Annotated in this window: 8 protein-coding genes; 3 read left to right on the forward strand and 5 right to left on the reverse strand. The window is 55.4% G+C overall.

Annotation, left to right across the window (positions count from 1 at the left end):
- Positions 1 to 30 precede the first annotated feature (30 nt).
- Positions 31 to 906, forward strand: coding sequence for a glycine betaine ABC transporter substrate-binding protein (locus RT613_RS00975; protein WP_313612233.1), 876 nt, complete (start codon positions 31 to 33; stop codon positions 904 to 906).
- A gap of 126 nt (positions 907 to 1,032) precedes the next feature.
- Positions 1,033 to 1,245 (forward strand): helix-turn-helix transcriptional regulator, encoded by a 213-nt coding sequence (locus tag RT613_RS00980; protein ID WP_313612234.1) that lies wholly within the window; start codon positions 1,033 to 1,035, stop codon positions 1,243 to 1,245.
- A 20-nt stretch (positions 1,246 to 1,265) separates the two neighbouring features.
- Here RT613_RS00980 and RT613_RS00985 read toward each other — a convergent pair whose 3' ends face one another.
- The 5 genes from RT613_RS00985 to RT613_RS01005 all read right to left on the reverse strand — a co-directional run bounded on the left by RT613_RS00985 (position 1,266) and on the right by RT613_RS01005 (position 10,405).
- Positions 1,266 to 2,177: an ROK family protein gene (locus tag RT613_RS00985; protein WP_313612235.1), complete on the reverse strand. Its 912-nt coding sequence runs from the start codon at positions 2,175 to 2,177 to the stop codon at positions 1,266 to 1,268.
- A 27-nt stretch (positions 2,178 to 2,204) separates the two neighbouring features.
- Positions 2,205 to 3,482, reverse strand: coding sequence for a glycerate kinase (locus RT613_RS00990; RefSeq protein ID WP_313612261.1), 1,278 nt, complete (start codon positions 3,480 to 3,482; stop codon positions 2,205 to 2,207).
- A gap of 164 nt (positions 3,483 to 3,646) precedes the next feature.
- Positions 3,647 to 7,816 (reverse strand): bifunctional nitrate reductase/sulfite reductase flavoprotein subunit alpha, encoded by a 4,170-nt coding sequence (locus tag RT613_RS00995; RefSeq protein WP_313612237.1) that lies wholly within the window; start codon positions 7,814 to 7,816, stop codon positions 3,647 to 3,649.
- Between the two features lie 449 nt (positions 7,817 to 8,265).
- Positions 8,266 to 9,099 carry an aldo/keto reductase gene (locus RT613_RS01000; protein WP_313612239.1) on the reverse strand — a complete coding sequence of 278 codons (834 nt, stop codon included), beginning with the start codon at positions 9,097 to 9,099 and terminating at the stop codon, positions 8,266 to 8,268.
- 121 nt (positions 9,100 to 9,220) lie between these two features.
- Entirely contained in the window at positions 9,221 to 10,405 is a 1,185-nt protein-coding gene (locus RT613_RS01005) for an MFS transporter (protein WP_313612241.1), read from the reverse strand.
- Positions 10,406 to 10,564: 159 nt separating this feature from the next.
- Between RT613_RS01005 and RT613_RS01010 the strand changes: the two genes are divergently transcribed.
- Positions 10,565 to 11,262: LysR family transcriptional regulator (locus RT613_RS01010; RefSeq protein WP_313612262.1), on the forward strand; the 698-nt coding region annotated here is incomplete at its 3' end.

The following is an 11,262-nucleotide window of genomic DNA, read 5'->3' on the forward strand; positions in this document are numbered from 1 at the left end:
CTCATGCGAACCTTCCAAAAAGGAGCACATATGTTCAAGACAATCGCAACCTTTGGCCTAGCGGCCATGATGTTTGGCACCACGGCGACGATCTCCGTCGCGCAGGATGCAAAGCCGGTCAAAATCGGTTGGGCAGCGTGGTCGGATGCCGAGTTTGTGACCAAACTCGCCGCCAAGGTGATCACCGACAAGCTCGGCACCAAGGTTGAACTCGTGCAGACCGATGTCGCACCGCTCTATCAGGGCGTCAGCCGTGGCGACATTGATGCCATGATGATGGCTTGGCTGCCGGAAACACACGCGGATTATTTCCACAAGGTCAAAGACAAGGTCGAGACACTCGGCACCGTATATGAAGGCGCCAAGCTCGGTTGGGTCGTTCCGGCCTATATTCCGGAAGATGCTATTTCGTCGATTGAAGACCTTGCCAAGGACGACGTGAAGGAAAAGCTCGGCAACACCGTGCAGGGCATCGACCCGGGTGCTGGCCTGACCCGCCTGTCGCAGCAGGCTCTCAAGGACTATGCCCTGAGCGACTACAAGCTGCAGATTTCCAGTGAAGCAGGCATGCTCACCACGGTTGACCGTGCCATGCGTTCTGAAAAATGGTTCGTTGCGACCTCCTGGAGCCCGCACTGGATGTTCGGAAAATATGAGCTCCGTTATATTGCTGACCCGAAGAAGTCGCTCGGTGACGCAGAACATGTCGACATTCTGGCCCGCAAGGGCATGAAGGAAGAAAATCCGAAAGTTGCAGACTTCCTGTCGCGCATGAAGCTCCCGATCGCTGATCTGGAAGCTGCGATGTTCAATGCACAGGAAACGTCCTACGACGAGGCTGTTGCCAAATATATCGAAGATCACCCGGATCAGATTGCCGCATGGATCGGCGAAGAAAAAGGCTGATTATACATATGCCGGGCGAGCCAATCGCCCGGCTTTTCCTTGACGATTGACCGGTGATCCGCTGTGATAGTTCATCCATTCCCGCCTTCCCATCCACTCACAGCCTGCCTCCGTGACGCCGACACCATGGGTGGGCGCCTATCGCTGGCCCGCGATGCTGCGAAACTGTCCATCGAAGACCTGTCGGCAAAACTCGGAATCTCGGCACAGATATGGACCCACTGGGAAAATGATCGTGATGCGCCTCCGGATATTTATCTCGACTTCATAGCCAACGCCCTCAATATCAGCCTGAGATGGCTGACCACTGGCCTCGGTGAAGGCCCAGCCGACATCTGAACGTCACAGGCACGGGTTGTTCAGTCCGTCAGCGACGCCAGACCAAGCAATGCTGCGCCAACCAGCCCTGGCTCTATTTCGCACTGCGCCTTGACGACAAGCGGTCGTGACAATTTACGCAGGATCCGGCCACGCACGGCCCTATCGATTTCGGCTAGCAGCTCTTGTGAGTTTGACAGACCACCCGCCACTGGCACGATGCTCGCACCCGTCACATTGACCACCAGCGCCAATGGTGATGCCAGAATATCGACATGAACCTGAATGGTACGTGCTGCCTTTTCATCACCTGCGCACCACAGATCGATGATCTCTTGGCTGGATTTATCTTCGTGATGCAGCAGCACGTGTAATTTTTCCAACCCACGTGCGCTGCATGTCGCATCGATACAGCCATGCAGACCGCAACCGCAACGAATGGCTGGAATGTGCACAGGTGGATCTCCGGCCTGCGTTGCTGCAACCGGTGCATGCCCCCACTCACCAGCAAAACCGCCATTGGCGTTGATCAGCCTGCCGTCGATCACCAGGCCACCGCCCACGCCAGTTCCCAGAATAACTCCAAAAACCACGCGGTGGCCTTTGCCGGCACCAATGCCCGCCTCGGCCATGACAAAACAATCGGCATCATTGGCAATGATCACCCGCAAGCCAAGCTCTGTCTCAAGATCAGCTTTCAGATCACGTCCATGAATGCAGGGAATATTGGCGACCGTTGCCCAGCCATTGTCTTCATCGACAACGCCGGCAATGGAAATGGCCACGCCATCCGGCTTCGTGTCACAGCTCTCAATGGCCTGACGGAGCACACCGACAAAGGCCGCGAAATCATCTTTCGGCGTAGCAACGCGCGGTAAAAGACGAATGTCCTCAGCCGAATAGGCCAGAGCGCCCTTGATCGTGGTACCGCCGATATCAAAACAGAGGATCATGCATATGCTTTCATTACATCAGTGGTGTCAGCGGATCAGAATGGCACGAAAATCATTGACATTGGTGCCGGTCGGCCCGGTGTGAAAGATGTCACCAATGGTGGAAAAACCACTAAAACTGTCATTGGCATCCAGCAGCGCACGGGCATCCAACCCAGCGGCCCGCAGCCGCCGCACCGTTTCCCCATCCACAAAAGCGCCCGCATTGTCTTCCGATCCATCGATGCCGTCGGTGTCTGCTGCAAGCGCAGTGATATCGTGGCCATTAACGGCCATGGCAAAAGCCAGAGCAAATTCACCATTGCGGCCGCCACGTCCGCCCTTCTGCCGCAGGGTCACCGTGGTTTCCCCACCCGACAGCAAAACAGCAGGCTTTCGGAATGGCCGATTACGGACCGCCACTTCGCGCGCCAATGCGGCATGCACCGATGCCACCTCGCGCGCTTCGCCTTCAATGGAATCCGACAGGATATGCGCCTCCAGCCCATGCGAGCGGGCAATATCGGCTGCAGCTTCCAACGACACACTGGCCGAGGCGATGATATGATGGCTATTGCGGGAAAAAACGACATCACCAGGATGTGGCGCGTCGGCAGCTGGCGAATTGAGATGGCGCAGAGCAGACTCAGGCAGAGCGAGGCTGTACTGCTTGACGATGTCGAGTGCGTCCTGCCGTGTCGTCTCATCCGGAATGGTCGGGCCTGACGCGACAAAGGCCGGGTTATCGCCAGGAATGTCCGATACGATCAGACTGACGACCCGGGCTTTGGTTGCAGCTGCGAGCCGCCCGCCCTTGATGGTCGACAGATGTTTGCGCACGATATTCATCGCAGAGATAGGCGCGCCTGACGCCAGCAGCAATTCATTGAGAGTAATTTCATCCTGCAGGCTTAGGCCCTCTGGCGGTGCGGGCAACAGGGCCGAACCGCCACCACAGATCAGTGCAATCACCAGATCATTTTCGGACAGGCCGGAAATGGTTTCAACAAGTCGCTTGGCAGCGGTAAGACCATTTTCGTCCGGGACCGGATGCGATGCCTCGATCACCTCGATTGCGCGGGTTTCGCAGCCGTAACCATACCGGGTCACAACCACACCGCTCAGAGGTTCCGGCCACAGGCTTTCAAGAGCCGCCGCCATTTGTGCAGCGCCCTTGCCTGCGCCGATAACAACGGTTCGACCGTTTTGGGGTGGTGTCGGCAGATGTTTTTTGATGCCGATCAATGGGTCAGCAGCATTCACAGCCGCCCTGAAAAGTTCTTCCAGCAAGGCGCGGTCCTTGCCTGTATCAAAACTATTATCCAGTCCCAAAGCTTACCGTCCACTTCGTGATTTCGGGTACGGCAGGATAGGTTGTGAATGCCGCAGAAGCGATTCTTAGGAACAATCGCGCGGCTTGCCAACATTCTTTTGATAGGCATCTGCGCTTGTCCGTTTCCGACATGAACAAACACGCTACAGCAGCCTGCTCAGTAGACATCCCTGAGGTAACGTTTTTCGGATGAAAGTCGCTTCACATATGCCTCGGCGGCATCACGATCCATGTTGCCGTGCCGGGAAACGATATCTTTGAGAGCGGTATCCACATCCCGCGCCATATGGCTTGCGTCACCACAAATGTAGAAATGCGCGCCCTCTTCCAGCCATGAAAACAGCTCGGCACCCTGTTCCAACATCCGGTGCTGGACGTAGATTTTTGCGTCCTGATCGCGGGAAAATGCCAGATCAAGACGGTTGAGATGGCCGGTCTTCTGCCACTGCTGCAATTCGTCGCGATAATAAAAGTCGCTCGCCTGTCGTTGTTCACCAAAAAACAGCCAGTTCTTGCCCTTCGCTCCTGTCGCCTGCCGGTCCTGAAGAAAGGCACGAAACGGCGCAATGCCTGTGCCCGGTCCCACCATGATGGCGGGCACATCAGGGTCACGCGGAGGTCGAAAATGGCTTGATGGCTGCACAAAAATCGGAATGTCACCCTTACCAGCACGGTCTGCCAGAAAAGCGGACGCCGTTCCCGCCCGACTGGCCTTGTCATTGAGATACCGCACCACGGAGACCGTTAAATGAACCTCATGAGGTGCAAGCTTCGGGCTGGATGCAATCGAATAAAGCCGTGGTTGTAATCGCTTGAGACTGCCGAGCAACTCCTGCGCGCCGATGCTGACGGGTGCCATATGGATGATATCAGCGACCTGCTTCCCCCAAAGCCAGGCTGCGATCTGTTCTTTGCCGCCAGCCATGATCTCAGACAAATCCATGCTGCCTGATCGTGCCGCCCATGCCTTGGCAAATTCCACAGTCGCCCGACCAATTTCGAAATGTTTGTGAAGCGCCTCAAAAACGAGCATCTCTCCCAGACCATCAATGACAACCGGGCTTTCCGCTTTCAGCTTGAGGGACCGCAAAATTTCCTCTGTCAGCATCTCGCAGTTGCTCGGCCACACGCCAAGTGCATCACCGGCTTCATATTGAAAATCAGCTTCGCCGAGATCGAAGACAAATTGGCGGACTTCTTTGCCTCCCTCTTTTGCGGTCAGCCGTTTGTTGACCTTCAAGCGGGACGAATAGGGTGTTCTGCGGCTAAACAAGCTTTTGGCTGCTTTATCACTCAGCATGTCGGGCTGGCATAATCCGGAAACGACGGGGCGCGCAGATGCGCCTGCAAGCTCGGCAATTTTGACCGGTTGCAGAACTTCGCAAACCACCTCCCCCCAACTGGTCGCTGTCTCCTCATCGTCACCTTCGCAGTCTACCCGCCCGGTCAAACGTTGCGCGCCAAGCTTTTCCAGACGCTGATCGAGCTTGCGGCCGAAACCGCAGAAGTGATCGTAATTGCTGTCCCCGAAGGCACAAACCGCATACCGCATTGTTTCCAGCCTCGGCGCATTGTCATCGTTCAATGCTTTCCAGAATGTCTCGCCATTGTCGGGCGGGTCACCATCGCCAAATGTACTGACAAAAAACAGACAAATGCTAGCGTCTGCGATGTCGGATGGCGCCAGATCCTCAAGGCAAACCAGCCTGTGTTGATGGCCATGTGCTGCCAGTCTTTTGGCAAAATTCGCGGCCACCATTTCGGCATTGCCGGTCTGCGATGCCCAGGCAATCAACACAGCAGGCGCTTTGGTCGCCGCAGCGGAAGCATCAGCAGGAAGAGCCACCGTATCACCAGACCGCACACGGCTACGGGAAAAAAGCCCGGCCAACATGCCATCGATCAACAACCTGCGCTCCTCACCAAAAGGCGCGGTTTCAGGCAGGACAGGTGTCTCGATAGTCCCGAGAGTTGCCGCCGCATTTAGCCCGGTGATGAACCCCTGAAGATAGGTCTGTTCTGGTGCTGTCAGTGTCGGGGCAGGCGTTAAAGTGATCCCGGTCATCATGCTGAAAGCGGTAATTTCGGAAACAGGAGACAAGGTAACGACGGTCGAGGGATCTGCAAAAGCGTTCACGGGGAATGTTTCCTTTCCAGATGCAGGCTTGGTGGCTTTTTCGCTGAGGCGAATGGCAACGGCGGTAAATTTGAACTCGGGTTGAAGGGAGATCGGGTCAACCGCATCACTGGTCACGGCATTGATGGCGAGATCGTCACCAAACACATCGTTCCAGTGAAAGGGCGCGAAACAATTGCCGGGCAAAACACGCTCGGTGACCACCGCCGGTAAAATAGCCCGTCCGCGTGCTGAGCTGATTTCAACGCGATCCTTGTCTTCAATGCCAAGTTCGGCAGCATCCTCAGGATGGATCTCGACAAACGGGCCGGGATTGAGCTTATTCAGCGTGGCGATCTTGCCGGTTTTTGTCATCGTGTGCCACTGGTGCTGCAAGCGACCAGTATTCAGGACCAAGGGTCGTTCCGTCCCCGGCATTTCGGCTGAATCCATATGGGGTCGCGGAAAAAATGCTGCCTTGCCGCTCGCCGTGGCAAACACCAGCCGTGGCGCTGCAACCTCGACCATTTTGAGATATTGGCTCTGGCCGTCATTGAGATAGCGGATCGGGTTGCGGGAAGCGCTTTCTGGTGATGCCATCGGCCACTGCAATGGACCATGGCTTAATCGCTCATGGCTCACCCCACGAATGTCGTAGCCGGTTTTCGGGTTCCAGGCCTTTTTGATCTCGTCAAAAACCTCCGCTGAACAGGTGTAGCTGAATGCCTCGACATATCCCATTTCCTGCGCAACACGGGCAATCAGCAACCAGTCAGGCATCGCATCGCCCGGTGGATGCACGGCCTTTTGTGTCAGGGTCATATTGCGTTCAGAATTGATCATGACGCTATCGCCTTCCGCCCATAACGCACCGGGAAGAAGAATATCGGCATAGATATTGGTTTCGGTATCGAGAAACGCGTCCTGCACCACAACAAGCTCAGCTGCCTTCAAGCCGCGAATGACGGTATCGCGGTTGGCCACACTGGCAACAGGATTGGTGCAGATGATCCAGCAAGCCTTGACGAGCCCGTCCGCCATCTCCTGAAACATCGACACCGTTCCACCGCCCGCTTCCGCCCGCAGGCTGCCATGTGGAATGTTCCAGAGATCTTCGACAAAGGCGCGATCCGCTTCAACAAGTGCAGAGCGCTGGCCCGGCAATCCCGGTCCCATATATCCCATCTCACGCCCGCCCATGGCGTTGGGCTGGCCGGTCAGTGAAAAAGGCCCGCTCCCGGTGCGACAGATTTTGCCCATAGCAAGATGCAAATTGCAGATGGCATTGGTGTTCCAGGTGCCATGTGTGCTCTGGTTCAGCCCCATGGTCCAGCAACTCATCACCTCAGGCGCCGTACCCATCATCTCAGCGGCCTGCAGAATATCCGCGACGGCTAGCCCGGTGATCTCTGAGACCTTTTCAGGCGTATAATCGGCCAGAAAGTCAGGCATTTGTTGCCAACCTTCGGTAAACTCGGCAATAAAACCAATGTCTGTGTGACCGTTTTTAACGATCAGATGGAGCAGACCGTTGAGTAGCGCCAGATCGGTTCCTGGTCTGATCTGCAAAAACAGGTCCGCTTTATCCGCAGTACCATTACGGCGTGGATCAACCACGATAAGCCTCGCACCCTGCTTGAGCCGATCCATCATCCGCAAGAACAGGATCGGATGACAATCAGCCATATTGGCGCCGATCACAAAAAACAGGTCGGCCTTGTCAAAATCCTCGTATGAGCCTGGTGGTCCGTCAGAGCCAAGGGAAAGCTTGTAGCCACTGCCAGCACTTGCCATGCAAAGCCGCGAGTTGGATTCGATGTGTTTGGTGCGGATAAAACCCTTTGCCAGCTTGTTGGACAGATATTGCGCTTCCAGCGACATCTGACCGGATACATAAAGTGAAACAGCATCCGGCCCGTGCTGGTCAATAATAGCCTTCAACCTCTGCGCAGTTTCCTTGATCGCGTTTTCAACGGGGACCGGGACTTGATCCTGCTCTCGCGACTGGCGCATATGCGCCTTATCCATGCGCCCCGGATGAGCAATGACCTGCGCACAGCTGTTTCCCTTGGTGCATAACCGTCCGAAATTTGCGGGATGGCTTTTGTCGCCGGAAACCTTGATCACACGGTTGTCCCTGACCTCCATCACGATGCCGCACCCCACACCGCAATAGGGACAGGAGCCTTTAACTGTTTTTCTATCCGTCATGGCAGACCCTGCATGCACATCACCCTGATAGGACAAGGCCATCGCAACCTTGAAAAATGCCCAAAACAAAAAAGCTGCAGATCGAAAATTGCCGTCCCTTCAGGGAACGTCAGTTTCAGATCAGCAGCTTTGCTATAAGCGCCCGCCGTTGGACGCTTTAAAAACGAAGCAACAAGCGTGCCAGATAAAAATGGGATTGTAATTTCAGCGAAAAATGCCCCAATACGGAATTCCGCTTGGGATCAAGTGTAGGTTCAAGGCGCAAAAATCGGCAGCATCAACTCGCCATGCCTAAGCAAAGGGCAACGAATTCTTGGAAATTGATGCGGTGTGACACATTCAGATCAGCCGCACGCCCCTGTTCGTCAAAGCAGCGCCGGGGCTCATGCAATTTGCCAATGGCGCCCACAAGCAGCGCCACCGGCCAATTGTTTATCATTATGCAGGCTTCAGGAGGCCTTGTCCCAGACCGGCGCAAGACCATCCGGAGAAACGATACGGCCATCAGTCCTGGACAAAGCGTGGATTGCCGCCATCTCATTTGGAGCCAGCTCAAAGTCGAAGATCGCGAAATTCTCGATAACACGAGCTTCAGTCACGGTCTTGGAGAGTGCGATAATTCCATCCTGCTGCACGAGCCAGCGTAGCACCACCTGGGCAATGGACTTGCCATGTTTGGCAGCCATATCCTTCAGAACCGGGTCTGCAAGCACCTTGCCATCCGCCATGGCGAAATAGCTGGTGATCGACATGCCGGACTCTTTCGCCTCGGTAATCACCACATCTTGATTGAGATAGGGATGATATTCGATCTGGTTGGTGACGATTGGCGCTTTGGAAAGCGACACAGCCTGTGCCATCAAGGTTGTGTTGAAGTTGGACACACCGATATGACGCACCTTGCCGGCTTCCTTCACCTCATTGAGCGCACCGATCTGTTCCGCCAGTGAAACCGCTTCATTGGGCCAATGCAACAGCAGCAGGTCGACATAATCGGTTTTCAGCTTCTTCAGGCTTTCATCGACAGAGGCGATAAAGGCGTCGTGTTTGTATTTGTCGACCCAGACCTTGGTGGTCAGGAAGATATCGCCACGCGCAATACCCGAACCGGCGATGGCCTCGCCAACTTCCGCCTCATTGCCGTAGATCTGCGCAGTGTCGATATGACGGAAGCCCGACTTCAGCGCCTGCGGCACAATCCGTAGAACATCCTGGCCCGGCACGCGAAAAGTACCGAAACCCAGCGCTGGAATGGTTGCGCCATTCGCTGTCACATTGTGCATTGTTTTACTCCTTGTGTTTTCCCAACAGTCGTCGCCGGGATAGATTGGATGTGACAACCGGCCGAACATCAAGAGCCGGTTGACATGGACCCGGCAACAGCCGCGCCGGGCCGATAAAAAATCAGGCTGCCTTCAGCACCAGCGCTCCGGCTCGGCGGTCCAGCGCTGCACTCCACATGGTCAGCAACAGGGCAACCGCTACAAGGATGGCACCGACCCAGGGTGTTGCCACCAGACCAAGCGGCGATTCCACAACAAGGCCACCCAACCACGCACCAATGGCAATACCAAGATTGAACGCGGCAATATTAAGCGCAGACGCCACATCCACCGCACCGGGGCGGTACTGTTTGGCAAGCTGCACGACGTAAAGCTGCAGCCCGGGCACATTGGCAAAGGATAGGAAACCAAGGAAAACCAAAGTAACAAGTGTCAGAACCGGCGACACGGCGGTGAAGGAAAACACCAGAAGGACAATCGCCTGGGCGAGAAACAGACCCATCAGCGCCTTGACCGGATTATGGTTGGCAATTCTGCCGCCACCAATATTACCGGCAGCAATAGCGATACCGTAGAGCACGAGAATAAGGCTGACACTGGATTCGGAAAAACCGGTCACCTGCTGCAGGATGGGCGCCAGGAAGGTGAAGGCCACAAATGTGCCGCCATAACCAAGTGCAGTCATCGCAAACACGATCAGCAGGCGAGCGGAACCAAGCACCCGGACCTGATCAAGCAGGCTCGCGGGTCGCGCCTTTTTCAGATTGTTTGGCAAAAGTGCTGCAATGCCGAGCAGGGCAACGATACCAAGACCGGCCACCACCCAGAATGTTGCACGCCAGCCAAATACCTGACCGATATAGGTGCCGAGTGGCACACCAGTGACGATGGCTACCGTCAATCCCATGAACATCATCGCGATGGCAGATGCGCGCCGGTTCTCGGGCACAAGATCGGCAGCAATTGTTGACCCGACGGAAAAGAACACGCCATGGGCAAATGCGGCCAACACGCGCGCGACCAGCAGGAACTCATAGCTTGGCGAAAGTGCCGCCAACGCATTGCCAACCGTAAACAGGGCCATCAGCCCCAGAAGCAACGGCTTACGCTCAATCTTGCCGCTAAGCGCTGTCAGGACAGGTGCGCCAAAGGTAACGCCAAGTGCATAAACGCTGACGATCAGGCCAGCGAGTGGCAAACTAATGTGAAGATCGGTCGCAACGGTCGGTAAAAGCCCGACAATCACGAACTCCGTGGTACCGATCGCGTAGGCTGCGATCGTCAAAGCAAATATGGCCAAGGGCATGGTGACTTCCTCTTTCCCGCAAAACCTGTTGCGACGCCGACGACAGTTCTGCTGTTCGTCTGAGTGATTGATGCGCCCTATATGGGGGAAGGAAACTTGCCTGATAATCAGCAACAATGGATAAATACCTTTGAATTGAATTCACAAGATGAAATGCCCATGGACAACCGAACTGGTGAAATGGATGTCTTTGTTGCAGCAGCGGAACTAGGGAGTTTTTCTGCGGCCGGGCGTAAACTTAATCTGTCACCCTCGGCGGTCAGCAAACTGGTGAGCCGTATCGAGGATCGCCTGGGCACGCGGCTGTTGATGCGCTCCACTCGACTGGTCACCTTGACCCCGGAGGGTGAGATTTATCTCTCCAGAGCAAAACGCATTCTGGCTGACATAGAAGAGACGGAACAGATCATCGCGAGCGGCGGTAAGGTCGTTCCTCGCGGCCTGCTGCGTGTCAACGCGACACTCGGTTTCGGTGAGCGATATCTGCTCCCACTTGCACCAAAATTCCTTGAGCTCTATCCGGAAGTTCAACTCGACATCTCACTGACCGATGGCGTCATCAGCCTGATTGAGGAACGGACTGATATAGCCATCCGCTCGGGCGCTCTGCAGGATTCGTCTCTCAAGGCCCGTAAACTGCTTGAAGTGCCACGCGTCATCGTTGCGTCGCCGGCCTATATTGCGAAACACGGCATGCCCGAAACACCTCAGGATCTTGCCGGTCATAACTGCCTGAATTTCAACTTTAGCCGCAGCCTGAATGAATGGCCATTTAGAGATCCTGGCTCCGATACGGTTTACCGTGTTTCTGTTTTTGGCAATGCAGGTGTGAACAGTGGATTGGCGATGCGCAGGTT

Source organism: Agrobacterium sp., assembly GCF_032092815.1.
Classification (GTDB): domain Bacteria; phylum Pseudomonadota; class Alphaproteobacteria; order Rhizobiales; family Rhizobiaceae; genus Agrobacterium.